Raw genomic sequence first — 24,195 nt, forward strand, 5'->3', positions numbered from 1 at the left:
CGACAGTTTCCCATCAGAACGCACACTCTAATCAAGTATAATATAGCCGGACAAATTTTTCAAGGATGCAAAACCTGTTTGACATTGATTTAACAACTGGGTATAATGAATACAGTGATTATAGTAAGGGAAGGTGAAGTGCCGTGGAACGGAAAGAAATCTCCAAAGCAGTCATCTCCAGGCTTCCAAGATACTACCGGTATCTGGGAGAGCTGATGGAGGATGGCGTGGAAAGAATTTCATCAAATGATTTGAGCATACGGATGAAAGTGACTGCTTCACAGATTCGCCAGGATTTAAATAACTTTGGCGGTTTTGGACAACAGGGATATGGGTATAATGTCAAGTATTTATATACGGAGATTGCCAAGATTCTGGGCATTGACCGTCAACATAACCTGGTGATTATCGGAGCGGGTAACCTGGGGCAGGCAATCGCCAACTATGCCAATTTTGAGAGACGTGGTTTTATTATCAAAGGGATGTTCGACACGAACCCCCGCTTAATCGGGCTGGTGGTTCGGGGAATTGAGATTCGCGGTGTGGAGGATTTGGAGCAGTTTATCGTGGACAATGATGTCCAGATAGCGGCTTTGACCATACCGAAGACCAAGGCGCCGGAGATTGCGGACCGCCTTGTGAAAGCCGGAATCAAGGCGATCTGGAATTTTGCACATACGGACCTTGTCGTTCCAGATGATGTGGTAGTGGAAAATGTTCACCTGTCAGAAAGTCTCATGCGTCTGTCCTATAAAGTGTGCAGCATGCAGGACCAGGAAGCGGAGAATCAGAATAAGTCATGATACTTGGAATTGGAACGGATATGATAGAGATTGCGCGAATTCGGAAAGCCTGTGAAAAAGAGGCTTTCCTGACGCGGACCTTTACCGAGCTGGAATGCCGGCAAGCAAAAGGGAGTGCCTCAATGCTTGCTGGCAATTTTGCTATCAAAGAAGCGGTGGCAAAGTCTTTTGGAACTGGTTTTCGAACATTTATGCCTGGAGATATTGAGGTGCTGCGGGATGAGCTGGGAAAGCCTTACGTGGTATTGTACAGGGGCGCAAAGGAGATGGCAAAATCCATGGGAATGAGCAGAATCCATGTCTCCATCACCAATACGTCAGAGTATGCCCTCGGGTTCGCCGTGGGGGAAGGAGAGAGGTAGATGAGAGTTCTGGTGTCAGGAAGTCAGATGAGAGAGATTGACCGGTATACCATGGAAGAGATTGGCATCCCCTCCATGGTGTTGATGGAGCGGGCGGCCATGGCCGTGGTCAGCCAGGTGGAGCAGCGGTGCACCAGGACGGACCGTATCTGGGCTGTCTGCGGCACCGGGAACAACGGGGCCGACGGCATTGCCGTGGGCAGAATGCTTCATCTGAAGGGATACCGGGTCTCCATTCTGCTGTGCGGGGATACCAAGCGGGGAACCGCGGAATATCACCAGCAGCTGGCCATTGCAAAGGCCCTGACAGTGCCGGTGATAGAATATCATGATTTTATTCCCGGCTCCTGCGACGTGATTGTGGATGGCATCTTCGGTGTCGGCCTTGGAAGAGAGATAGAAGGGGAATACCGGGAAGCCATGGAGATGCTTGAGAGCCGCCATGCCAGGGAAGTGATTGCCATTGACATTCCCTCCGGGTTTCACAGCGATACGGGACAGATTATGGGAATCGGGCTGAAAGCCACGGCCACGGTGACCTTCGGATATGAAAAGCTGGGCTCGGTGCTGTATCCGGGAAAGGCGTACTGCGGCGACGTGGTGGTGGCTGACATCGGATTTCCGGAAGTCAGCTATGAAACATGCGGGGGAATCCGTTACTTCACCTATGAGGCGGAGGATGTGAAAAGACGGCCGGTCCGGCCGGCGGATGCCAACAAGGGAACCTTTGGAAAGGTCCTTATCGTGGCGGGCTCCAGGAATATGAGCGGGGCGGCTTACCTAAGCGCCCTGGCGGCCTACCGGATGGGAGCCGGTCTGGTGAAGATACTGACGGTGGGGGAAAACCGGCAGATACTCCAGACGCAGCTGCCGGAGGCCATTCTGGAGACCTATGACATGGAGGACGGGGAGATATCGGAGTCACAGATTGCAAAGGCCTGTGACTGGGCCACAGTGATTGTGCTAGGGCCGGGAATCGGCCGGGAGCCATACGTGGAGCAGCTGGTGAAGAATGTGCTGGTGCAGGCCTACGTTCCCATCATCATCGACGCGGACGGGTTAAATGCCATTGCCGCCCACCCGGAGCTGACCCAGTACTATACGGAGAACATTATTATCACTCCCCATGTGGGGGAGATGTCCAGACTGACGGGGCAGAGCATTGAGAGCATCAAGGCGGCCCCTGTCGACACAGCCCTGCGCTACAGCGGACTTCACGGCATCACCTGTGTGCTGAAGGACGCGGTGAGCGTGGTTACCGGAAAAGAGGGCCAGGTGTATCTAAATACCAGCGGCAGCAGCGCCATGGCCAAGGCGGGAGCGGGCGATGTATTGACCGGAGCCATAGCGGGACTGCTGGCCCAGGGGGAAGAAAACTGGGAAGCCGCCATCCTTGGCGTGTACCTACATGGTGTGGCAGGCGACAGATGCCTGGACAGACTTGGCGCTCACGGTCTTCTGGCCGGAGATATTACAAATGAACTTGGGGTGATATAATATGAATATATCAATAGAGAATTATTTGCAGCATTACATGAAGAATCAGACACAGAATCACTATCAGATGGAGGCAGAAACAATCATGAGACCCTATACCAGGACCTACGCAACCGTCAATCTGGATGCGGTCAGGTACAATTTAAAAGCGATGAAGGCGAACTTAAACCGGGGGACTGGAATCATCGGTGTGGTGAAGGCGGACGCCTACGGCCACGGAGCGGTGCCGGTGGCGAGAGCCATTGACGAGTATGTCTGCGGTTATGCGGTGGCCACGGTGGAGGAAGCCATGCAGCTTCGGCGCCACGGCATTACCAAACCGGTCATCATTCTCGGCGTCACCCATGAGATTCATAACCGGGAAATGATTCGCTATGGGATACGCTCCACCATCTTTACGATGGATCAGGCGAAGAAGCTGTCGGAGACGGCGGTGTCCATGCACAAACCGGCGATTGTTCACCTGGCGCTGGACACGGGCATGAGCCGCATCGGCATGATGCCGGTGAAGGAGAGCGTGGATTTGATTGAGGCGATGAGCAAGCTGCCATCCCTTCAGCTGGAGGGGCTGTTCACCCATTTTGCCAAGGCGGATGAGGGGGATAAGACCTTCGCAAAGCAGCAGATAGAGCAGTTTCAGACATTTTTGAATATGCTGGAGGAGCGGGGGATTAAAATCCCGGTGAAGCACTGCTCCAACAGCGCGGGTATCATCGATATGAAGGAAGCCAACTTCAACGCGGTGCGGGCCGGCATTTCCATGTACGGACTGTATCCGTCCCAGGAGGTGGATACCACCAATGTCATCCTGATACCGGCCCTGGAGTGGAAGAGCTTTGTCACCTACGTGAAGGAGATTCCGGAGGGGACACCGGTCAGCTATGGGGGAACCTTTGTGGCGGATAAGAAGATGACGGTTGCCACGATTCCGGTGGGATATGGGGACGGTTATCCGAGAAATCTCTCCAACAAGGGCAGTGTGCTGATTCACGGGGAGCGGGCCAGAATACTGGGGCGCGTCTGCATGGACCAGATGATGGTGGACGTGACGGACATCCCGGATGTGAAGGTGGACGATGAGGTGACGTTAATCGGAATTGAGGAGGAGGACCAGATTACGGCTGTGGAGCTGGCGGAGACAGGCGGCGGCTTCCACTACGAGATTCTCTGCGACATCAACAAGCGTGTCCCAAGAGTGTACTTAAAGGGCGGCCAGATATTTGGCAAAAAAGATTATTTTAACGACAGGTACGAGGACCCCCGCTAATCGGCGTTAACGGAAAGCCCGTCTAAATCATATGATAGAAGGTGTAGAGTAGTGTATACACCGGCACAAACAGGTCAATACTACATATATAAATTTCATGAATTGACGGAGAGTGTAAACGTGATTATAAGACGAGGCGATATCTATTATGCGGATTTGAGACCGGTGGTCGGGTCGGAGCAGGGCGGAATCCGTCCGGTGCTCATCATACAGAACGATATAGGAAACAAACACAGTCCCACAGTCATCTGTGCGGCTATTACCTCAAAGATGAACAAGGCCAAGCTGCCAACCCATGTGGAGCTGGACACCAAGAAATGTGATATGATCAAGGACTCGGTCATCCTGCTGGAGCAGCTGCGGACCATTGACAAGCAGCGGTTGAAAGAGAAAATCTGCCATATAGACGAGGAACTTTTGAGAAAAGTGGACACCGCCCTGATGGTAAGCCTGGAGCTTTCTACATAGAGCGGCATTGACGAAAGACGTAGAATCTGTTATAGTTGCAATGGTTACTGTACGAATGACGAGGAAAAGAGGGAATTTTAAGGGTTTATGGACGATAGTTATTGGCCGCTCAGTTTGGCCGTGTTTATCGCGTTTCTGATTGTGGAAGCGGTATTTTACGGATTCGGGGCGGCGATTCAGAATGTGAATGTAAATGACCTGGAAAAGGAGATGCTGGCCGGCAATAAAAAGGCCCGCCATCTGTTGCGGATCGTCAACCGCCCGACCAGGTTTGTCAATTCCATACAGATAGTTACCAATGTGATTGGTATTGTCATCGGCGCCTATATTCTGGGGGCCTGGAGACAGAAGTTTGAGCATCTGTTCCCGGTGACCGGGGAGCGGATCTGGTTTCCGGTACTCAGCATGGCGCTCAGCAGTATCATACTTTTAGTGCTGTTAATCAGCTTTGGCATTGTGATTCCCAAGCGGTGCGCCGCCAAGAACCCGGAGAAGTGGGGCTATGCCCTGGTTTCCGTTGTGGGGGCGGTGAGCACGGTGCTTCTGCCGTTTATCGCGGCGGTGACCGGCATTTCCTATGTGGTGCTGCGCCTTGTGGGCATTGACATGAATGCCGAGGATGACAATGTGACAGAGGAGGATATCATGTCCATGGTCAATGAGGGCCATGAACAGGGCGTCCTGGAGGCCAGTGAGGCGGAGATGATAACCAACATTTTCGAGTTCACGGACAAGGATGCGGGCGATATTATGACCCACCGGAAGAATCTGGTGGCTCTCGACGCGGAGACGCCTCTCGGGGAGGCGGTCAGCTTTATACTAAAGGATGGGAAAAATTCCAGATTTCCGGTTTACCAGAAGGATATCGATGACATTATCGGCCTGCTTCACATGAAGGACGCGCTGATATGCGTGGAAAATGAAGGGAACCGGGAGATGGCGATCGGACAGGTGCCGGGACTTCTGCGGGAAGCCCACTTTATTCCGGAGACCAGGAAGCTGAGTTCCCTGTTCCAGGAAATGCAGTCTCAGAAGATACATATGGAGATTGTGGTGGACGAGTATGGCCAGACGGCCGGGATTGTCACTATGGAGGATATCCTGGAAGAGATTGTGGGCAATATTTTGGACGAGTACGACGTGGACGAGGAGTTTGTGGTCCAGACGGCGGACGGGTATGTGATGAACGGTATGACACCTCTGGAGGATGTGGCGGAGACGCTTCAGATTGAATTTTCCGAGGAGGACTACGACTCTTACGATACCATGAACGGATTTCTCATCTCCAAGCTGGACAGGATTCCACAGGAGGATGAGGATTCCGAGGTAGAGTTTGAGGGATACATTTTCAAGATTATCAGTGTGGAAAACAAGATGATCCGCTCCGTGAAGGTGACTCCCGTTCCCAAAGTGGAGACGGAGGAGGACCAGGCGGAGGGAAAGAAGGATTCGTCTGAGGAAGAGGAATAAGAAGGCAGCAGAGGAGTTTTTGACAGGACAACGGAAACTGAACATGTCAGATATGCTGGAAAAGGAGGACGCCCGCAGCAAGGCGTTCCCTTTTTCTGTCTTTTAGTAAAGCATGGACAGTGCGGTTTGAAACAGAAGAGTAAGGGGTATTTATGAGAGAGTTATTACTTGATACGAAGACAATGATGCAGGACAAAATATTTTTGAGCAAGGCGGTGCGGATTGCCCTTCCGGTGGCGATGCAGGGCATGCTGAACACGGTGGTGAACCTGGTGGACAACTTGATGATTGGAAGCCTGGGCTCCACGGCCATCGCCTCGGTGGGACTGGCCAACAAGGTGTTTTTCGTGTACTCGCTGCTGGTGTTTGGCGTGGTCAGTGGATCGGGAATTCTGGCGGCACAGTACTGGGGGAACGGGGATGTGAAGAATATCCGGAAGGTGCTGGGACTGGCGCTGATGATTGCGCTGTCGGCATCGCTATTGTTCCTGATTCCGGCCAGGGTGAATCCGCAGATGATGATGCGGATCTTCACCACCAGTGAGGCCAGCGTCCAGATGGGGGCCTCCTATCTGGCGGTGGCGGCATTGACCTATCCTTTTTATGCGGTGACGACCACTTATGTGGCCATGCTGCGGGCGGTGAACCGGGTGAAGGCGCCGGTGATTATCAGCTGCTTTACCATCTTTATCAACATTATCTTTAATTATATTTTGATTTTTGGAAAATTCGGCGCGCCGGCCATGGGCGTAGTGGGCGCGGCCATTGCCACGCTGCTGGCCCGTGTTGCGGAGGCAACAGCCATTCTCTGCGTGGTGTACCTGACGAAATCGCCGCTGGCCTGTCACGTCCGGGAGCTGTTTGGCTATTCGAAAGCATTTTTGAGACAGTTCTTTGTGACGGCGTCGCCGGTGATTGCCAACGAGTTTGTGTGGGGACTGGGAACCACCATCTACTCCATGGCCTACGGGCGGATGGGGGATGACGCGGTGGCGGCCATCACCATTGCCACCACCATCCAGGATATTGTGGTGGTGCTGTTCCAAGGACTCAGTGCGGCCACCGCCGTGATTCTGGGCAATGAGCTGGGAGCCGGAAGGCTGAAGGTGGCGGAGCGGTATGCCAAGAATTTCTTTATCCTGCAGTTTCTCGTGACGGTGGCGGCGGCCCTGGGGTGCGTGGGCATCCGCTGGGGCATCATCGGGCTGTACCAGCCGGGAATCTCCGACGCGGTAGCCATGGACGTGAGCCGGTGTCTGATTGTATTTGCCTGCTTTATGCCGTTTAAGATGTTTAACTACGTCAATATCGTGGGCGTACTGCGAAGCGGCGGCGATACCAGAATGTGCCTGTTTATCGACACCAGCGGGGTGTGGATTATCGGGATTCCGCTGGCGTTTGTCGGCGGGCTGGTTCTGCATCAGCCGATTTATGTGGTGTACGGAATGGTGATGCTGGAGGAAGTGTATAAGACGATTCTGGGGTACTGGCGGTACCGGCAGAAGAAGTGGCTGCGGAATCTGGCGGCTGAGGTGTAATGTATAATGTGTAAGGTGTAAAACAGTGGCATCTGATAGAAAACGCGTGAGCGTGGAAATCGGTGGGAGCGAATCCGGGAGTATCCGGGTTCGCTCTTTTTTTTCTGCAAATTCTGCAAATGCTTCAAATTCTGCAAATCGACATGAAAAAACAGGGATTTCTTAAATAATAGACAAAAATCGATAGCGAAATTTGGTAATAAGTGTGATTGAATTATTGATACATCAATGATATATTACTGATATATCACAAAACAAACAAAAACAAACGTGAGAAAAGGAGAGAGTATGGCAATTAAGAACAATGAAAACCCGGTAATGGAGACGGTTGCGGTAAATCGCAGCCAGATTGAGCATCGTGCGACCTGGATGGGGTTGATCTACGATGAGATGAAGAAGGAGGGGCTGGATGCGGAGGGCATCATCCGGCGGGCCATCAAGAGGACCGGATGCATCCACGGGGAGGGCTTCAGAAAACAGTGCGCCGACCCGGCTGACGGCAGCCAGTTCTGTCAGGTATTTCTCGGCACGGAGGACAATGTGGGGCCACAGACCTTCGGTATGGATCATATCTGCTCGGACAGAGACAACGTATCGGTGGAATTTCACTACTGCGCGCTGGTCAGCGCGTGGAAGAAGCTGGGGTTTGACGACGAAACCTGTGCACTGCTCTGCGATATCGCCATGGATGGGGACCGTGGAATCGCCGAGGCCATGGGGATGACACTGGATTTGACGGACACCATCGCAAAGGGCTGCGAGACATGTAAACTGCATTTTTACAAGTAAGTAACAATAAATGGGGGTTAAAAGACTAGGAGGAGGTCTCATATGAAAAAACAGTTTTTAGCGGCAGGGTTGTCAGTGGTATTGGGGAGTATGATGGTGTTGGCCGGATGCAGCAATGGAGATGGGGGAACGACGACGGCGGCATCCGCCACAGCGCAGGAGGAGAAGAAGACGGAAATGACCACGACGGCCGGCGCTGCCGGGGACACATCTGCCGCCGCTAACGGGGCGGTGACCAAGGACAACGCAAAATGGAAGGTTGGCGTGACCATCACGGACCTTACCGTGCCGGTTTGGGATGACTACGCCCAGGCAATCAAGAAATACGGGGAGCCGGAGGGGATGTACGTCAATATCGTAAGTCCCGAGGGCAACGCGGCCGAGCAGATATCCCAGATGGAGAACTTCGTCACCGACGGCTATGACGTGATTGTGGTCAGCGCCGCCGACAATGAGTCCATGGGGCAGGAGGCGAAGAAGGTGACGGAGGAAGGCGTGATCGTCTTCTCCCAGGGTTATGAGTTTGACAATTACTCGGCGGCCATGCTGGAGGAGAAGCAGGTGTTCGGACATCACACCGCAGAGATGGCGTCAAGATGGATTAACGAGAAATATCCGGACGGGAAATGCAAGGTGATTGTGGCCGGCAACCAGACCATCCCGCTGATGATGGAGCGGACCGAGGGCATTTACAACGGCCTCAAGGAATTTGCGCCCAACGCGGAAGTGGTGGCCACGGTGTACGGCTCCAATGAGGAAGAGTTCCTTCCCATGATGGAAAATGCATTTACCGCCAATCCGGACGCCAACATGGTGATTTCCTACTGTGCAGGCGGAGCGCTGGCGGCGCGCGAGGCGGCCAAGGGCATGGGGCTGGCTTCCGATGACTTCGGCATTTTCTGTACTGACTGTGACGACGGGGTGGCGGATGCCATCTACAACGACGACTTAATCCGCGGTGGACTCAGCATGGGCGGCGGGGATTACATGGCCAAGGCGGTTGTGGAGACGCTGGTCAAGATGTTGAACGGTGAGGAGTATGACAAGGTCATCAACTTCCCGGAGATAGAGGTCAACAAGGACAACGTGCTGGAGCAGGCGGACGCCCTGGGATACAAAGTACAGTCTGCCAAATAGAGGACTGTTGATATAACGAAAGGCATGGTAGTATTGCCAATAGGACTATTTCCCTGCCTTTCCCATATCAGATTCGGAAAGGATGACAGCGGATGGAGAATAACATAGCGCTTGAATTGAAAAATATTTCGAAACAGTATCCCGGTGTGCTGGCGTTAGACAGTATGAGCATCACGTTCCGGAAAGGCGAGATACACGCCCTGCTTGGAGAGAACGGCGCCGGAAAGTCCACGCTCATCAAGGTGTGCACCGGCGCCATAAGACCCAGCTCCGGCACCATTGAGATAGGGGGACAGCAGTTTTCCCATATGACGCCCCAGCTCTCGGAGCAGAACGGGGTGGCGGTGGTGTACCAGGAATTGAACCTGGTGGAGGAGCTGTCCGTGGCGGAAAATATTTACCTGGGCCAGAAGGCAGGCGGGAGGCATCTGTTTAACGGAGCCGCCGTGGCGAAAAAGGCCCAGGAGCTGCTGGACCGGCTGGAGATGAATCTGCCGGCCACGGCTAAAATCAAGGAACTGAGTCCCGGCTACCAGCAGCTGGTGGAGATCGCCAAGGCCCTGAGCCTGGACGCCAGGATACTGATTCTGGACGAACCCTCCGCCGCGCTGACGGACAGCGAGGTGCAGAAATTATTTAAGACGATTCTCAAGATGCAGGAGATGGGCACCACCGTCATTTACATTTCCCACCGTCTGGATGAAATCTTCCAGATTGCGGACCGGGTGACGGTTCTGCGGGACGGCTGCAAGATTCAGACCCTGGATGTGAAGGACACGGACAAGGACCGGCTGATCAGCCTGATGGTGGGGCGGGAAATGACGGAGGTTTACCCCAAATACGAAGGCCGTGAGGGGGAGCCGGAGGACGTGATTCTGGATATCAGCCATGTGAGTGGCAATGGGCTGAAGGACATCTCCTTTCAGGTGAGAAAGGGGGAGATCCTGGGGCTTGGCGGTCTGGTGGGAGCCGGGCGGACGGAACTGGCCCAGATTCTGTTTGGCGTCGTGAAGAAGGACGCGGGGGTGATCCGGATTCATGGCCAGGAGGTGGAGTTCCACTCCCCCACGGAGGCGATTGCCCACGGCATCGCCCTGGTGCCGGAGGACAGGAAGCAGCAGGGGCTGATTCTGAACATGAGCATTGAGAAGAACATTTCCCTGGCATCCCTAAAGAGGATGTCAAAGGGACTGGTTATCAACAACCGGACAGAAAAAATTACGGCACAGGATTACGCAAAGGCGCTGAAGTTAAAAGCCGCCAGTCTGGAATATGACGCGGACACTTTAAGCGGCGGCAACCAGCAGAAGATTGTTCTGGCAAAATGGATGGCCACGGAGCCGGATATCATTATCCTGGATGAGCCGACCAGAGGCGTCGACGTGGGCGCGAAATACGAAATCTATCTTCTGATGCACGAGATGATACGGGCGGGGAAAACCCTGATTATGATTTCCTCCGAGATGGAGGAGTTGATCAACATGTCGGACCGCATCGTGGTGTTGAGCGAGGGACGGCAGGCAGGGGAACTGAAGAAAGAGGAGTTTAATCAGGAAACGATATTAAAATATGCGTCCGGTGCCGATGCGAAGGAGGTTTGTTCATGAGCGGGAAGATAGATGGGAAGAAGATTTTTAAACAGTATGGCATTACGCTGGTATTGCTTGCGCTGTGTATTTTATTTACGATATTGAACCCCGTGTTTTTTACACTGCGGAATATCATGAATGTGATGCGCCAGATGTCGATGATCGGGATCGCGTCGGTGGGCGGCATGTTCGTCATTATCCAGGGCGGGATTGACTTGTCGGAAGGCGCGGTGGTATCATTTGTAAATGTAGTATGCGCGTGGCTGATGATGAGCGCGGGGATGTCTCCGGAGCTGGCAATCCTTATCAGCCTGATTGTCTCCGCGGCCATCGGGTATCTGAACGGGGTGCTTGTAACCATGGCGAAAATGCCGCCGCTGATTGTGACGCTGGCGGTGCAGGGCGGACTGTACGGGATATCCTATATCATCACCAACAGTCATTCCATCGCCGGATTTCCGGACAGCTTCCGGTTCATCGGCCAGGGCTATATCGGCTTTCTGCCGGTTCCGGTGGTTCTGATGGTTCTGGTGCTGGCGATCGGGTGGTTTGTGCTGAATAAGACGTATTTTGGCCGCTACATCTATGCCATCGGTGGAAATGATGACGTTGCCAGACTTTCCGGCATCCGGGTGAACCGTATCCGGCGGCTGGTGTATATGCTGGGCGGACTGTTTGCCGGCGTATCCGGCGTCATTTTCCTGTCAAGACTGATGTCGGGGCAGGCCAACACCGGCGCGGGATTTGAGATGGATGTGCTGACGGCTCTCGTGCTGGGCGGCGTCAGCATCAACGGGGGCTCCGGGAAGATTTTTAATGCCGTCATGGGGGTGGCGATTATCGGAGTGCTGAACAACGGGCTTGTGCTGGTAAATGTGAACCAGCATGTGCAGGAAGTTATCAAGGGCGTGGTCCTGATTGCGGCGGTGGCATTTGACTGTCTGTCAAAGAGCAAGTCGTCCGGGAATGAGGCGTAGGGCCGGCCGTGATTGTGCAGGCGGTGGGGGCCGTCTGGGAAAGGCAGGGGTTAAATGGAGTACGCAGAACATTACTGCTATGTGGAACCTGATATCCGGTTACATTATATTGATGAGGGCAGCGGGAGGACCATCGTGTTTGTCACGGGATTTTCCGGCAGTGCCCAGGGGTTTGAGCATCAGATTGAGTATTTTAAACAGTCCTTCCGGGTGATAGCGGTGGACCCGCGCAACCATGGAAAATCATCCTGGTCTCCTAGGGGCAATACCTATGCGCAGCAGGGCAGAGATTTGGGTGTGCTGATGGAGACGCTGGGGCTGGAGCATGTGATTCTGGCCGGCTGGAGTTTCGGCGCCTATGCGGTTTTGAATTATCTGGAGCAGTTTGGGACTAAGAGGGTGGATGCGTTTGTCACGATTGACAATCCGGTCTGCGCGATTTCGGAGGACGAGAGAGAATTTCGCGCCGGGAATCTGGATATGCTGAGAGATTTTCATTTCCGGTATTTTCAGTCGGAGGAGGGATTCCGGCAGTTTGTGGTAGAGAATTTTATTGACGGAATCTTCTTTCTCAATCCGCCCCAGGACGAGGAGGGCAGAAACCGGGTGCTGAATACCTGTCTGCGCCTGCCTCTGGAGGTGGGGGACCAGTTGATTGTGGACGGTCATCTCTCGGACAAGAGGGACGTGATGAAGACGGTGGATGAGAGCATTCCCTGTCTGTTCTATGTGGCGGATTATCGGAAAGAGGCGGGGCTGCGGTGCATCCCCAGGGATTACCCAAACAGTGAGGTGGTGACCCTTGGAAACCATATGATGTTTTATGAATTTCCGGAGGTGTTTAACCACATTATGGAGGATTTCCTGCAGCGGCATCATCTGGTGGAATAGAGGGCGTGCGGCTTGTGGGAAAGGAAGAAGACAGGAGGGGAAACGGAATGAAGAAAATGATAAACGCCCCGGCGGATTTTGTGCAGGAGACGGTGGAGGGAATTATCGCCGCTTATGGGGACAGACTGACACTGCTGAACGGGGATTTCCGCATGGTCATGAGCAACCGGCCGGGGAGAGAAGGAAAGGTTGGAATTGTGACCGGAGGAGGCAGCGGGCATCTGCCGTTGTTCCTGGGATACGTGGGTGACGGCATGGTGGACGGATGCGCGGTGGGAAATGTGTTCGCATCCCCATCCGCCGGCAAGATGTCGGAGTTAATCAAGGCCTGTGATTTCGGCAGCGGGGTGCTGTGTCTGTACGGAAATTACGGGGGAGACAATATGAACTTTAAGATGGCCTGTGACGAGGCGGAGTTTGAGGATATTGAGACCAGGATTGTCACGGCCGCCGATGATGTGGCTTCAGCTCCGGCGGAGCTGGCACAGAAGCGCCGGGGAGTGGCCGGGTTGATCTACGCCTACAAGATAGCGGGGGCGGCCGCCGATGAGAGGCGGAGCCTGGACGAGGTGGCCGATGCGGCGAAGAAGGCCCTTGGGAATATCCGGAGCATGGGAGTCGCTCTGTCGCCTTGTATCGTGCCGGAGGTGGGGGAGCCGACCTTTTCCATCCCGGATGATGAAATCGAGATTGGTATGGGAATCCACGGGGAAAAAGGAATTGAGGTCTGCAAAATGCTGACTGCCGATGAGACGGCGGCGGTGATTCTTAAGAAGATTGTGGCGGATATGCAGCTGGAAGCGGGGGATGAGGTCTCCGTCATGATTAACGGGCTGGGGGCGACGCCGCTGGAGGAGCAGATGATTCTGTATCGGGCGGTTCACCGGACGCTCGACGAAATGGGCGTGTCGGTCTTTATGCCCCATATCGGAGAGTTTGCCACGTCCATGGAGATGGCGGGGCTGTCCGTGACCATATTCAAGCTGGACGAGGAGTTGAAGCGGCTGCTGCGCGCGCCGGCGTCGACACCGTTTTATACCAATGCAAACAAGTGAGTGACGAAGGGGTGAAGATTGATGGAGATACAGGCGGTAAAAAGGGCGGTATCGGCTGTCTATGAAAAGATGGCGGAGCAGAAGGATTATCTGATTCAGCTGGACCAGCAGAATGGGGACGGGGATTTGGGACTCTCCATGTGCGGGGGATTTGGGGCGCTGTGTGAGGCGCTTGACGCCACGGAGGAGACGGACTTTGGAAAGGTGTTTCTGATGGCGTCAAAGACGTTTAATGAGGCGGCGCCGTCGTCTCTTGGGACCATTCTCTCGTTTGGCATGATGGGGATGGCAAAGAAGCTGAAAGGAAAAACGGAGGTGTCCCAGGAGGAAATGGCGGAGGCGATGCAGGCCGGAGTGGACAATATCATGGAGAAGGCGGGTTCCAAGGTGGGGGAGAAGACCATCCTGGATGCGCTGGTTCCGGCCATAGAGGAGCTTCGCAGGTGTGGCGGGGAGATGGCGGCAGGCGATGTCTGGGCCGCGGCTGCCGCCGCGGCCGGACAGGGCTCCGAGAGCACCAGACAGATGAAATCGGTACATGGAAGAGCCGCTTACTATGCGGAGAAGAGTATCGGAATTCTGGATGGCGGCTCTGTTGTGGGGAAGCTTATCTTTGAGGGGATTGCGGAGTCTGTCAGGTAGATGGAAGACAGGAAGACAGACGAGCAGACAGGAAGGCAGGCAGACAAGAAGGTGAGTGGATTCACAAAAGAAGTTTTCACCTGTGTCGGTTTATGATATAATAATTGTCAGATGGCGAACGGAATGTTGCGATTAAATAGAACAAGGCGAGGGTGTACGTATGCAGAAGGTGGCTCTAAAAGACCAGGTATATAAAAGCATTTTAAAAGAGATTCTGGATGGAAAATTCAGCATGGATTCTATCATTAACGAGAAGGTTTTGTCGGAGCAGTTTGAGGTCAGCAAGACGCCGGTCCGTGAAGCTCTGGTCAGGCTCTGCAGTGAGGGTATTCTGGAAAATCTACCGAGATACGGATACCGCCTGATTCCGGTAACCCAGAATGAGATTCAGGAGATTATCGAATACCGGAAGGTCATGGAGATCGAAGCCCTCCGGCTGAGTTTTGATTATATCGGTCCTGCCGACATTCAGAAGTTAAAGCAGCTGGATGAGAGCGCCCAGGAGGCGGTCATCTCAAGGGACGTTCATCTGGCCTGGGAGAGAAACGAAAACTTCCACTGGGAGCTTGGCGATCTATGCCCCAACCGGTATTTCCGAAGCTCTATCAAAAGCGCGCTGACCGTGGGCAACCGCTATGCCAACCAGTACTTCTCCAGCATCTGGAGGGAAGACAAACCGCTAGACAGAAGCCACACAAAGATTATAGAGGCGCTGGAGGAGAAGGACCTGGCTAAGGCCCAGGAGATATTGACGTTTGATATTGAATTGATGAAAGCGATATTGTTATAGGAATAAAGCTCCCACACTGTAAAGGAATTTCCAATAGTGTGGGAGTTTTTTTGATACATATAAATTTATATATAGAGAGATAGAATGGGATGTATAAGAGGGAAAAAGTATGTTATACTGGAAGAAAACGAAATATAATAAATAAGCCATATATGTTAAACCATAAATAAGAGGCGGTGAAATGCATAAATATTATTATTTTCTTAATCGAAAAGACAGCATGGATGGTTTTAGAAAATCAATTAACAGTCGCTTTTTTGTAGATAAGTCTATGCTGATAGATTATTTGATAACCTGAAAATTAAAAATACTGTTTGCTACTATAAGCATTTAAACACCCATAACGTTATATGCATCAATTTTAATGACTATTTTGAAAATCTCTCGGTGACAGAGGGAATAGCGAAGATTTCTGAGCGTTTGATTCATGATTTAAAGCAGGCATTTCCCAATATTTTAGGAGGAGAAGATGATTTGATTCTCTGCTTGGATATGATTACACAGGTCAGTGGTGAAAAATTTATTTTTTTGATTGATGAATGGGATTGCGTATTTCGTTTTCATAAGGGAGAAGGGCAGGAACAGCAGCAGTTTTTGAGTTTTATGAAATTGTTATTGAAGGATAAGTCATATGTTGAATTGGCCTATATAACAGGCATTCTTCCAATTTAAAAATATAATACAGGATCTGCTTTGAATATGTTTCGCGAATATACTATGCTGGACCCTAAAAAGCTGGCGCCATTCTTTGGCTTTGCGGATTATGAAATTGAAAAACTTTGTGAAAATGGTAACGGGGTTGGAATGGAGCAGTTGAAAGAATGGTATGACGGATATTATATGCCTGAAATTGGGGATGTTTATAATCCACGTTCTGTTGTAGAAGCATTGGAAGAAAATTTGTGCCGGGATTATTGGAATAAGACCGGGGGATTTTCAGAACTGGAAGAGTACATTACCATGAATTTTGATGGGCTGGGTGAGGATGTGACAGCGTTGGTGGCCGGACAGGAAATCACAGTAAATGTTCTGGGATTTTCCAATGATTTGGATAGTTTTCAGGATAAAGATGAGGTATTGACAGCATTAATTCATCTAGGATATCTGACATACAAAGATGGGACAGTCAGAATTCCTAATAAAGAAATTAGAGAGGAATTTGTTAATAGTATTAAAAAGCTGTCATGGGGAACGGTGTCATTACTTTTAAAGCAGTCTAGGGAACTGATGGACGCCCTATTACTGCGTGACGTAGCGTTGGTGGGACAACTTTTGGAAAGCGTACATGACGATATGCAGGAATTTAAGGAGTATAACAATGAACATACACTGAAATGTGTGATTCATCTTGCTTTTTATGCGGCTTCAGATGATTATACGCTTCAATTTGAGAGTGCAGCCGGAAAGGGCTATGCAGACTGCTGCATGATTCCCAAAAAGCCAGGGCTCCCAGGAATAATTTTGGAGTTAAAATATAATGGAAATTTGGGAAAAGCAATTGAGCAGATAAAAGAAAAAAATTATATGAAAATTTTTGAACAGCAGGTGAAATCTATTTATTTGGTTACAATTAATTATGATAAGAAATCTAAGAAGCATAAATGTTGCATAGAAGTAGTGGATAATAAATGAGATTTAATGGAAATTTGGAAGAGTGGAAACTGTGGTGCGAAATGGAAGTAAACATAAAAATGCTTAGAGTTTCGCACCTTTGTAAATGAAGTTTTTATTTGGTTTATGAAGTGCTATATGATTTAAATGGATATATGCGGAAAAAAGGTACATACGCTTTGTGTACTTTTGACAATATGTTATGATATAAATTGTGAAAAATTGCTGTCACAGCTTGCGAAAGCTGTGTGGATTGAAACGCTTAAAGGGAACCGGGTCTCATAGGGTGTCAGGTCACAGCTTGCGAAAGCTGTGTGGATTGAAACTCAGTTTTTAATAATTCTTTCATTCCGTCCTGAAAGTCACAGCTTGTGAAAGCTGCGTGGATTGAAACGTTATTAAGTGTACTATCCTTATTTTCATCTTGTGTTGCAGTTTGCGAAGGTCTAGTGGGTTGAAAGCTTTCCATGTCCTTTTCAATTAGGCTTTTAATAGTCAGGGTTCGCAAGGGCACCAGTGATGAAATACCCATCAACATCTTTTTAATGTTTTTCAGGCAGATAGAAGGAAATAATTTCCTATCTACCTGAAACATCTGGCTAGGATGACGCATTGTAATCCCACCAAAGCAACGCAGTCTTTTGCCTTTTCGCCCTTGCCATCTCCCCTAAATGGTGATAAAATAGAAAAGATGTGCGCAGGACTGCGCGGGAAAAGGACGAATCAAGAATAGAAAAGGAGTGTTGTTCCATGTCTGGACATTCAAAGTTTGCTAATATTAAGCATAAAAAAGAGAGAAACGATGCGGCGAAGGGGAAAGTGTTTACGGTTATCGGCAGGGAGATTGCGGTTGCGGTGAAGGAAGGCGGGGCGGACCCGGCGAACAATAGTAAGCTGCGCGATGTGATTGCTAAGGCGAAGGCCAATAACATGCCGAACGATACCATTGACCGCGGAATTAAGAAGGCGGCTGGGGATGCCAATTCTGTGAATTATGAGGTGCTTACATACGAGGGGTATGGACCAAACGGTGTGGCGATTATTGTGGATACGCTGACGGACAACAAGAACCGGACGGCGGCCAATGTGAGAAGTGCATTTACCAAGGGAAGCGGAAATGTGGGGACGCCGGGCAGCGTGTCCTATATGTTTGACAAGAAGGGCCAGATTATCATCGACAAGGAAGAGTGCGAGATGGACCCGGATGAACTGATGATGGCGGCTCTGGATGCGGGAGCTGAGGATTTTGCCGAGGAGGAAGACAGCTTCGAGATTCTGACGGCGCCGGATGATTTCAGCGCGGTCCGTGAAGCGCTGGAGGCGGCCGGGATTCCCATGATGGAGGCGGATGTGACCATGATTCCGCAGACCTGGGTGGAGCTTGACGACGAGGATTCCATCAAGAAAATGAATAAGATTCTTGATTTGCTGGATGAGGATGACGATGTCCAGGCAGTTTATCATAACTGGGATGAGTAACGATATCTGAAAGAAAGAGTCATATATACAGGGTGCTGTTTCGCGGTCAGAGATGACTGGGGGATGGCATCTTTTTATTTGAGACTTAAGCGCAAACAGGCGGAGCGGGTAATTTGCGCAATATGGGTATCTGATGGAACGGGAATTTTTGGCTGGTTTCCCATTGCGGGCGTGAAAGGTCTGTGTTACAATCACCCATAGAATGAATAAAGAAGGCGTATAAGGTGAGAATGGACAGTAAAATCGAGGACTGGAATGAGGATGTGGAGTACGCATTCCGGCTGGCGAAGCGGATGGAGGAGTTTCGGAGCAATCCGGCGCTGGGGTACCGGACGGCTGGCTCCAAAGCGGAGTTTGAGACCGGGGAAATGCTGCTGGCGGAGATGAGACAGCTGGGATTTTCCAACGTGAGAAAAGAGCAGATCCGTGTGGACGCCTGGGAGTTTGAGCGGGCAGTGCTGCGGTGCCGGATAGAGGATACAGGACGATACCGGGAATTCCAGCTGGGGGCCTACCAGACCAATTTTCACACGGCCGGCTTCCAGGAATATTCCATCATCTACGCGGGAAAAGGAACCGCCCGGGATTACGAAGGTCTCGATGTGAGCGGAAAACTGGTGCTGGTGGAGATAAACCAGCGGGAAGAGTGGTGGATTAATTTCCCGGTCTACCAGGCCCACGTGAAAGGGGCGGCGGCAGTGATTGCCGTGCAGGAGCGGGGATTTGGGGAGGTTGACAGCACGGCGCTGAATGCCCAGGATATAGCCGGGCCGGCGGGTGCTCCCGCATTTTCCATCTCCCAGGCGGACGCGGCGGCGCTGCGGGAACTGATGGGGGATGGCAGGGAAATGAAGGCGCTGTTTGACGCGGAAACCTCCGTGCGGACGGACTGCCGCTCTTACAATATTGTGGGGGAGATACCCGGTGAAGAGGAGGAGATGATTCTTCTGACCGCCCACTATGACTCCTATTTCAGCGGTTTCCAGGATGACAATGCGGCGGTGGCCATGATGTTCGGGATTGGAAAGCATTTGCTGGAAAGGGGGTACCGGCCCCGGAAAACGCTGGTGTTCTGCGCGGTCTCGGCGGAGGAGTGGGGGGTATCCAACTCCAAGTACGACTGGTCCGTGGGCGCCTGGCGGCAGGTGTTTGAGGTACATCCGGAGTGGCAGGGCAAGGTGATGGCGGATTTGAATTTCGAACTGCCGGCCCATGCCCACGACAGGAAAGACGGCATCCGGTGCGTTTATGAATACGAGGATTTTCTCAGACATTTTCTGGGGACGATAAAGGTCGATGAAACGGCTTATCCCGGCGGAATCGAGGTTCACAGCCCCATTCAGACCATGTCAGACGATTTTTCCATGGCCATCGCCGGAATTCCGTCCATGGTCAATGATTTTACCTCCGGCTCCTTCATGGAGACCCACTATCACTCCCAGTTTGACAATGAGGAGTTCTATGAGGAGGCGGTATACCGGTTTCACCACTATCTGTACGGGGAACTGGTGCAGGCATTTGACAGGACGGTTCTGCCGCCCCTGGATTTTGGCCGGCTGTTTGAGGCCATGGTGGAGAGCATTGATTTGGAATTCTCAAAAGAGGCATATGAGAGTGGAATCCGGCTGAAACAGCTGGCCCTGCAGGCGGTGGAAGAGGGGCGGCGGGTTTACCGGTGGATCACGCAGATAAACCACATGGCCGGTATGACAGCCAGCGGCGGTTATGAGAGGGAGCGCCGCATTCTCATGCAGGTCTTTCGCAAGGCCCAGGATTCCTTTGTGCGCCTGAACTGGCACGACGAAGTATTATTTCCCCAGGAACTGGTCAGAAAGAACTTAAGCCATATCCGGCGTGCAGAATGCTGCCTGGACGGCGGTGATATCCGTGGGGCGCTGGAGGAGATTTACGAGATTGACAACAACCGGTATGCCTTTTTATTTGACAGAGAAGTGTTTGACTATTTTACCGACTATGTGTTTGGCAGGCCGAAGGAGGAACTTTTGTGGGGTGGCGGACGCATTGTCCATCATGAGAATCTGTACGGGCTGGTGAGCAGCCTGAGGAAGAAATATGAAACACACTCCACGGATGTCACTCAGGAGCTGGAGGTCCTGAAACGTGTGGAGGCGAATCAGATGGAATATTATCTGGCGGATATTGACTATATGATTCGGGAAACGGAATTGATTATCAACAATTTAAAGAAAATCGAAGGGATTTGAAATCATGGAAAGCCAGAAGCTATACAGGGTGGAAAGAAACGATATGGGACGGCTGGAGGAATTGTTGGCGGAGTGCTTTATGAGAGACCCGCTGTACTGCCGGCTGATACCGGACGAGGAGACGAGGGTTCGTCTGATGCCGGAACTGATGCACTGCGATTTGGAGGAAATGTTCGCGACCTGCGAAATCTTCGCGGACAGCCCGGACATTCACGGCGTGCTGGTGGTGTCGGACGAGTCGGAGCCCTACAATATATTTCAGTACTATCTGACGGAGGCCTATGCGTCCTTAAAGACGGAGGAATGTCTGATTCGGGAGGACCCCAGTCTTAAGACTTTCTGGAACTTCTTTCTAGGACGGGACTATTTAAATTCCAGATGGACGGACCAGCTGCATCAGGAGGAGCGGTTACATATCATTTATCTGGCGGTGGAGCCGGCCATGCAGCATCACGGCATTTCCACCCTGCTGATGGACGAGGCCATCGCCTATGCCAGGGAGCATCAGCTGATGATATCCCTGGAGACTCATAACGAGAAAAATGTGGCCATGTACCAGCACTATGGGTTTAAGATATACGGGGTGGTGGAGAAACATTTTGATTTGAAACAGTACTGTCTGGTGAGAGAGGTGCAGTAGAAAAATGAGTCATGTACGGTAAGATAAGACCATGTGACAGACGGCAGGCGTGGTGAAAAAAGTGTGGTGAAAGAAGGGAGAAAGACATGAAAATTGGCGTTGTGGGGAATGGCATGATTGTGAAACGGTTTCTGGAGGATTTAAAGCAGGTGGAGGGAGCTTCCGCCGAAGCCATCTGTGTGCGGAGCCAGAGCCGGGAGAAGGGGGAACAGCTGGCGGCGGCCTATGAGATCGGGAAGGTCTACACGGACTATCCGGAATGTCTGCGGGATGGCAGTCTGGATGCAGTATACATAGGTATCATCAATTCCGAGCATTACGAGTATGTCAAACTGGCTTTGGAAGCAGGAAAACATGTGATCTGCGAAAAGCCCTTTACGGTGGAGGCATGGGAGGCAAGGGAGCTTGCGAAACTTGCCAGGGAGAAAGGCCTGTTTTTGTGGGAGGCATTCAAGATTGCCTACTCTCCGGTATTTCAAAGTGTCAAAGAGCATTTAACGGAGATTGGAGCGGTCAAGCTGGTTCAGTGCAACTACTCCCGGGTATCCAGCCGCTATGCCGACTACCTGGAAGGCCGGGTGCTTCCCGCGTTTGACCCGGAGCTGTCCGGCGGCTGCATGTACGATATCAATTTATATAACCTGCATTTTACCGTCGGATTATTCGGGCGGCCAAATGCCCTCCACTACTACGCCAACAAAGGCTATAACGGCATCGACACCTCCGGCGTGGTGGTGATGGAGTACGACGGTTTCCAGGCGGTGCTGACCGGATCCAAGGACTCCTCCAGCCCCTGTGGCTGTGTGATTCAGGGAGAGCAGGGCTACATCCGCACGGAAGGTCCCGCCAGCGCCGCTTCCTCGGCGGAGATCAATCTGGGAAATGGTCCCGTCCCCATCGCCCAGGATGAGGAGAACGGCACCCTGGCCGGCGAGACGAGAGCCTTCGTGGCCCAGTATGAGAACGGCGACTACGAGTCCTGCTATCAGATGCTGGAGCACAGCGTCCTGGTGATGGAACTGCTGGAGGCGGCCGTCAAAGACAGATAAATAGCAGTATATTTGGAAAACCCTGGATAATATTTCAGGGTTTTTTTACATTTTTAGAAAATTGCTTGCAATTTTTATATAGACCATTTATGGTATATATAGAACCAATTGACACAGCATAGGAAGACTGGAGGAAATTTTTTTAAAATGAGAGGGCGTAAATATGTGAATTTTACTGAAGAGATGTTAAACAGGTTTCTGGAGTATCTGCAGGATGAGGAGCGGAGTCAGGCCACCATGGACAAATATGCCCGGGACGTGAGAAGGTTTCTGGATTATCTCGGGGAGGATGGCATTGCGGACAGAGAGAAAGTGAGGGCTTACAAGCAGGAGTTGAGGGAGCATTACAAGATAACAAGCGCCAACTCCATGCTGGCGGCGATCAACAGCTTTTTCGTGTTTGCGGGGCGTGGGGACCTGAAGGTGAAACTGTTTAAAGTACAGAAGATGTTATTTTGCAGCCCTGAGAAGGAGATGACGCAGAAGGATTATGAGAAACTGATACAGGAGGCCCGTGAGGAAAAGGATATGCGGATGAGTATGCTGCTTCAGACCATCGGAAGCACAGGAATCCGCATCAGCGAATTGAAATACATAACGGTTGAGGCGCTGGACACCGGCCACGCCGAGATCTACAACAAGGGCAAGTCGCGGGTGGTGCTGATACCGTCAAAACTGGAACGGCTCTTGCGAAAATACTGTAAAAAGGCCGGGATTGTATCGGGAAGCATTTTCGTTACCCGGTACGGCAACCCCATGGACAGAAGCAATATCAATAAGCGGATGAAGTAGCTTGGGAAGGCGGCGGGCGTGGCCCTGACGAAAGTATTTCCCCATAATCTGCGCCACCTGTTTGCGAGAAGTTTTTATAAAGTGGAGAAGGATGTGGTGTGTCTGATGGATCTGCTGGGGCACTCCAATATCAATACCACGAGGATATATACCGCGTCCACGGAGGACCAGCCAAGGCAGCAGATGGCCAGGATGAAGATGGTACTAGGATAAATTATCCGTAAAAATATAAAACCTCATAATATGAATTATATGGTGTTCTCTATGGCATTTGAGGTGTCAATCAGGGATTTTAGAGAGAATCTGGAATCATTTGAACTCAATGGACGGTAGATGGAACACTTTTTTCATGTTTCGGGGCATGGCTCGAAAGCAGCCGCGTTTTTTCTTCCCGCGCTGCTTCCACCATTCCTTACCGCCTACTATCACACACGTAACTATGCGCACCATCTGTCGAAAAATGTAGAAATTCGTTTTTTCATCTTGCAATTTTTACGAAAAAAGGTATAATAGATAGTATGCAAGAAGTAAAAAATTCTATATCTTGTTTTGTCGTTACCTCATAATTCATATTATGTGGTATAAGAGCCGAATAGCGCTCCATAGACAAGGCAGGGGGAAACAGGAAGGAGAATGAGTATGGCAACAAGAATACCATGCACCCCGTTTGGGAAAAGAATGAAAATAGCGATGGTGGAACAGGATATTCCACAGCACGAGCTTGCGAAGCGTCTGGGCCTTGCCAGTTCTACGGTCAGTGATGTGATTTATGGCAGAAACTGCTGCGAGAGAACGAAGGAGCGGATTGCGGAGACTCTTGGTATCAGGGTTAACTGAGAAACGTTGATTAACGACGTCATAACGTAATGGGGGAGGGGCTGTAAAAAAACTCCCCTAAAAGAAAAATCGCTGAGGTCGTGAGACTTCAGCGATTTTTTGGTATAATTAATTATGCGACTAAATAAAAATACCAATGATAATTATACAGTACGTCAACTGAAATTACCACTGGAAATCGAAAAATTAAATTGATATTTCTGATCCGGTATACACTTTCTTGCGAGGTAATGGACCACATCGACCTATCAAAATAATTTTGTTAGCGAAGGGAGTACAAAACAAGG

General features: G+C 51.2%; 22 protein-coding genes and 3 pseudogenes. 24 read left to right on the forward strand and 1 reads right to left on the reverse strand.

Annotated features, from left to right (window positions below):
* The first annotated feature begins 143 nt into the window (after positions 1 to 143).
* From HMPREF9473_RS08330 to HMPREF9473_RS08405, 17 genes and pseudogenes are all read left to right on the forward strand, one after another.
* Complete coding sequence (locus HMPREF9473_RS08330; RefSeq protein ID WP_006779639.1) at positions 144 to 803, forward strand: redox-sensing transcriptional repressor Rex; 660 nt, start codon at positions 144 to 146, stop codon at positions 801 to 803.
* The gene (gene acpS, locus HMPREF9473_RS08335) at positions 800 to 1,165 is read left to right on the forward strand and encodes a holo-ACP synthase (RefSeq protein WP_006779640.1); all 366 of its coding nucleotides are present in this window, start codon (positions 800 to 802) and stop codon (positions 1,163 to 1,165) included. Before HMPREF9473_RS08330 ends, acpS begins: the two co-directional genes overlap by 4 nt.
* Positions 1,166 to 2,662, forward strand: a complete 1,497-nt coding sequence (locus HMPREF9473_RS08340; RefSeq protein ID WP_006779641.1) for a bifunctional ADP-dependent NAD(P)H-hydrate dehydratase/NAD(P)H-hydrate epimerase — start codon at positions 1,166 to 1,168, stop codon at positions 2,660 to 2,662. It begins immediately after the preceding gene.
* An 85-nt stretch (positions 2,663 to 2,747) separates the two neighbouring features.
* Positions 2,748 to 3,929: an alanine racemase gene (alr, locus tag HMPREF9473_RS08345; RefSeq protein ID WP_034859007.1), complete on the forward strand. Its 1,182-nt coding sequence runs from the start codon at positions 2,748 to 2,750 to the stop codon at positions 3,927 to 3,929.
* Between the two features lie 120 nt (positions 3,930 to 4,049).
* Positions 4,050 to 4,397, forward strand: a complete 348-nt coding sequence (locus tag HMPREF9473_RS08350; RefSeq protein WP_034858136.1) for a type II toxin-antitoxin system PemK/MazF family toxin — start codon at positions 4,050 to 4,052, stop codon at positions 4,395 to 4,397.
* 87 nt (positions 4,398 to 4,484) lie between these two features.
* Positions 4,485 to 5,867 carry a hemolysin family protein gene (locus tag HMPREF9473_RS08355; RefSeq protein ID WP_006779644.1) on the forward strand — a complete coding sequence of 461 codons (1,383 nt, stop codon included), beginning with the start codon at positions 4,485 to 4,487 and terminating at the stop codon, positions 5,865 to 5,867.
* 152 nt (positions 5,868 to 6,019) lie between these two features.
* Complete coding sequence (locus tag HMPREF9473_RS08360) at positions 6,020 to 7,405, forward strand: MATE family efflux transporter (RefSeq protein ID WP_006779645.1); 1,386 nt, start codon at positions 6,020 to 6,022, stop codon at positions 7,403 to 7,405.
* 288 nt (positions 7,406 to 7,693) lie between these two features.
* Positions 7,694 to 8,194, forward strand: coding sequence for an L-2-amino-thiazoline-4-carboxylic acid hydrolase (locus tag HMPREF9473_RS08365; protein WP_006779646.1), 501 nt, complete (start codon positions 7,694 to 7,696; stop codon positions 8,192 to 8,194).
* Between the two features lie 42 nt (positions 8,195 to 8,236).
* Positions 8,237 to 9,331, forward strand: coding sequence for a sugar ABC transporter substrate-binding protein (locus HMPREF9473_RS08370; protein WP_006779647.1), 1,095 nt, complete (start codon positions 8,237 to 8,239; stop codon positions 9,329 to 9,331).
* Positions 9,332 to 9,423: 92 nt separating this feature from the next.
* Complete coding sequence (locus HMPREF9473_RS08375; RefSeq protein WP_006779648.1) at positions 9,424 to 10,938, forward strand: sugar ABC transporter ATP-binding protein; 1,515 nt, start codon at positions 9,424 to 9,426, stop codon at positions 10,936 to 10,938.
* Complete coding sequence (locus HMPREF9473_RS08380; protein ID WP_006779649.1) at positions 10,935 to 11,897, forward strand: ABC transporter permease; 963 nt, start codon at positions 10,935 to 10,937, stop codon at positions 11,895 to 11,897. Before HMPREF9473_RS08375 ends, HMPREF9473_RS08380 begins: the two co-directional genes overlap by 4 nt.
* A gap of 54 nt (positions 11,898 to 11,951) precedes the next feature.
* Positions 11,952 to 12,788, forward strand: coding sequence for an alpha/beta fold hydrolase (locus HMPREF9473_RS08385; protein ID WP_006779650.1), 837 nt, complete (start codon positions 11,952 to 11,954; stop codon positions 12,786 to 12,788).
* Positions 12,789 to 12,835: 47 nt separating this feature from the next.
* Complete coding sequence (locus HMPREF9473_RS08390) at positions 12,836 to 13,843, forward strand: dihydroxyacetone kinase subunit DhaK (protein ID WP_006779651.1); 1,008 nt, start codon at positions 12,836 to 12,838, stop codon at positions 13,841 to 13,843.
* 21 nt (positions 13,844 to 13,864) lie between these two features.
* On the forward strand, positions 13,865 to 14,485 hold the full coding sequence (locus HMPREF9473_RS08395) for a dihydroxyacetone kinase subunit L (RefSeq protein WP_006779652.1): 621 nt from the start codon (positions 13,865 to 13,867) through the stop codon (positions 14,483 to 14,485).
* 160 nt (positions 14,486 to 14,645) lie between these two features.
* Positions 14,646 to 15,275, forward strand: coding sequence for a GntR family transcriptional regulator (locus HMPREF9473_RS08400; RefSeq protein WP_006779653.1), 630 nt, complete (start codon positions 14,646 to 14,648; stop codon positions 15,273 to 15,275).
* A gap of 288 nt (positions 15,276 to 15,563) precedes the next feature.
* A pseudogene (locus HMPREF9473_RS26105) lies at positions 15,564 to 15,947 on the forward strand (AAA family ATPase); the annotation flags it as partial.
* A gap of 45 nt (positions 15,948 to 15,992) precedes the next feature.
* Positions 15,993 to 16,907, forward strand: a complete 915-nt coding sequence (locus HMPREF9473_RS08405) for a PD-(D/E)XK nuclease domain-containing protein (protein ID WP_207636787.1) — start codon at positions 15,993 to 15,995, stop codon at positions 16,905 to 16,907.
* Between the two features lie 268 nt (positions 16,908 to 17,175).
* Here HMPREF9473_RS08405 and HMPREF9473_RS08410 read toward each other — a convergent pair whose 3' ends face one another.
* Positions 17,176 to 17,499 carry a hypothetical protein gene (locus HMPREF9473_RS08410; RefSeq protein WP_034858137.1) on the reverse strand — a complete coding sequence of 108 codons (324 nt, stop codon included), beginning with the start codon at positions 17,497 to 17,499 and terminating at the stop codon, positions 17,176 to 17,178.
* 137 nt (positions 17,500 to 17,636) lie between these two features.
* On the opposite strand from HMPREF9473_RS08410, the gene HMPREF9473_RS08415 reads away from it, so the two are divergent.
* The 7 genes and pseudogenes from HMPREF9473_RS08415 to HMPREF9473_RS28705 all read left to right on the forward strand — a co-directional run.
* Positions 17,637 to 18,365 carry a YebC/PmpR family DNA-binding transcriptional regulator gene (locus HMPREF9473_RS08415; protein ID WP_006779656.1) on the forward strand — a complete coding sequence of 243 codons (729 nt, stop codon included), beginning with the start codon at positions 17,637 to 17,639 and terminating at the stop codon, positions 18,363 to 18,365.
* A gap of 230 nt (positions 18,366 to 18,595) precedes the next feature.
* A complete protein-coding gene (locus HMPREF9473_RS08420) occupies positions 18,596 to 20,590 on the forward strand; it encodes a M28 family peptidase (RefSeq protein ID WP_006779657.1) in 1,995 nt (664 codons plus the stop codon).
* Between the two features lie 4 nt (positions 20,591 to 20,594).
* Entirely contained in the window at positions 20,595 to 21,230 is a 636-nt protein-coding gene (locus tag HMPREF9473_RS08425; RefSeq protein WP_006779658.1) for a GNAT family N-acetyltransferase, read from the forward strand.
* 86 nt (positions 21,231 to 21,316) lie between these two features.
* A complete protein-coding gene (locus tag HMPREF9473_RS08430; RefSeq protein ID WP_006779659.1) occupies positions 21,317 to 22,279 on the forward strand; it encodes a Gfo/Idh/MocA family protein in 963 nt (320 codons plus the stop codon).
* Positions 22,280 to 22,426: 147 nt separating this feature from the next.
* Positions 22,427 to 23,284: pseudogene (locus HMPREF9473_RS08435) on the forward strand (tyrosine-type recombinase/integrase).
* Positions 23,285 to 23,710: 426 nt separating this feature from the next.
* Positions 23,711 to 23,908, forward strand: a complete 198-nt coding sequence (locus tag HMPREF9473_RS08440) for a helix-turn-helix domain-containing protein (RefSeq protein WP_006779662.1) — start codon at positions 23,711 to 23,713, stop codon at positions 23,906 to 23,908.
* A gap of 114 nt (positions 23,909 to 24,022) precedes the next feature.
* A pseudogene (locus tag HMPREF9473_RS28705) lies at positions 24,023 to 24,162 on the forward strand (transposase); the annotation flags it as partial.
* Positions 24,163 to 24,195 lie beyond the last annotated feature (33 nt).

This window comes from Hungatella hathewayi WAL-18680, from assembly GCF_000235505.1.
Lineage (GTDB): Bacteria > Bacillota > Clostridia > Lachnospirales > Lachnospiraceae > Hungatella_A > Hungatella_A hathewayi_A.

Excerpts from the sequence above, each read along its gene's own strand:
- acpS (WP_006779640.1), top strand. The coding sequence starts at position 800 with ATGATACTTGGAATTGGAACGGATATGATAGAGATTGCGCGAATTCGG.
- HMPREF9473_RS08340 (WP_006779641.1), top strand. The coding sequence starts at position 1,166 with ATGAGAGTTCTGGTGTCAGGAAGTCAGATGAGAGAGATTGACCGGTAT.
- alr (WP_034859007.1), top strand. The coding sequence starts at position 2,748 with ATGAGACCCTATACCAGGACCTACGCAACCGTCAATCTGGATGCGGTC.
- HMPREF9473_RS08355 (WP_006779644.1), top strand. The coding sequence starts at position 4,485 with ATGGACGATAGTTATTGGCCGCTCAGTTTGGCCGTGTTTATCGCGTTT.
- HMPREF9473_RS08360 (WP_006779645.1), top strand. The coding sequence starts at position 6,020 with ATGAGAGAGTTATTACTTGATACGAAGACAATGATGCAGGACAAAATA.
- HMPREF9473_RS08365 (WP_006779646.1), top strand. The coding sequence starts at position 7,694 with ATGGCAATTAAGAACAATGAAAACCCGGTAATGGAGACGGTTGCGGTA.
- HMPREF9473_RS08370 (WP_006779647.1), top strand. The coding sequence starts at position 8,237 with ATGAAAAAACAGTTTTTAGCGGCAGGGTTGTCAGTGGTATTGGGGAGT.
- HMPREF9473_RS08375 (WP_006779648.1), top strand. The coding sequence starts at position 9,424 with ATGGAGAATAACATAGCGCTTGAATTGAAAAATATTTCGAAACAGTAT.
- HMPREF9473_RS08380 (WP_006779649.1), top strand. The coding sequence starts at position 10,935 with ATGAGCGGGAAGATAGATGGGAAGAAGATTTTTAAACAGTATGGCATT.
- HMPREF9473_RS08385 (WP_006779650.1), top strand. The coding sequence starts at position 11,952 with ATGGAGTACGCAGAACATTACTGCTATGTGGAACCTGATATCCGGTTA.
- HMPREF9473_RS08390 (WP_006779651.1), top strand. The coding sequence starts at position 12,836 with ATGAAGAAAATGATAAACGCCCCGGCGGATTTTGTGCAGGAGACGGTG.
- HMPREF9473_RS08395 (WP_006779652.1), top strand. The coding sequence starts at position 13,865 with ATGGAGATACAGGCGGTAAAAAGGGCGGTATCGGCTGTCTATGAAAAG.
- HMPREF9473_RS08400 (WP_006779653.1), top strand. The coding sequence starts at position 14,646 with ATGCAGAAGGTGGCTCTAAAAGACCAGGTATATAAAAGCATTTTAAAA.
- HMPREF9473_RS08405 (WP_207636787.1), top strand. The coding sequence starts at position 15,993 with ATGCTGGACCCTAAAAAGCTGGCGCCATTCTTTGGCTTTGCGGATTAT.
- HMPREF9473_RS08410 (WP_034858137.1), bottom strand. The coding sequence starts at position 17,499 with ATGCGTCATCCTAGCCAGATGTTTCAGGTAGATAGGAAATTATTTCCT.
- HMPREF9473_RS08415 (WP_006779656.1), top strand. The coding sequence starts at position 17,637 with ATGTCTGGACATTCAAAGTTTGCTAATATTAAGCATAAAAAAGAGAGA.
- HMPREF9473_RS08420 (WP_006779657.1), top strand. The coding sequence starts at position 18,596 with ATGGACAGTAAAATCGAGGACTGGAATGAGGATGTGGAGTACGCATTC.
- HMPREF9473_RS08425 (WP_006779658.1), top strand. The coding sequence starts at position 20,595 with ATGGAAAGCCAGAAGCTATACAGGGTGGAAAGAAACGATATGGGACGG.
- HMPREF9473_RS08430 (WP_006779659.1), top strand. The coding sequence starts at position 21,317 with ATGAAAATTGGCGTTGTGGGGAATGGCATGATTGTGAAACGGTTTCTG.
- HMPREF9473_RS08440 (WP_006779662.1), top strand. The coding sequence starts at position 23,711 with ATGGCAACAAGAATACCATGCACCCCGTTTGGGAAAAGAATGAAAATA.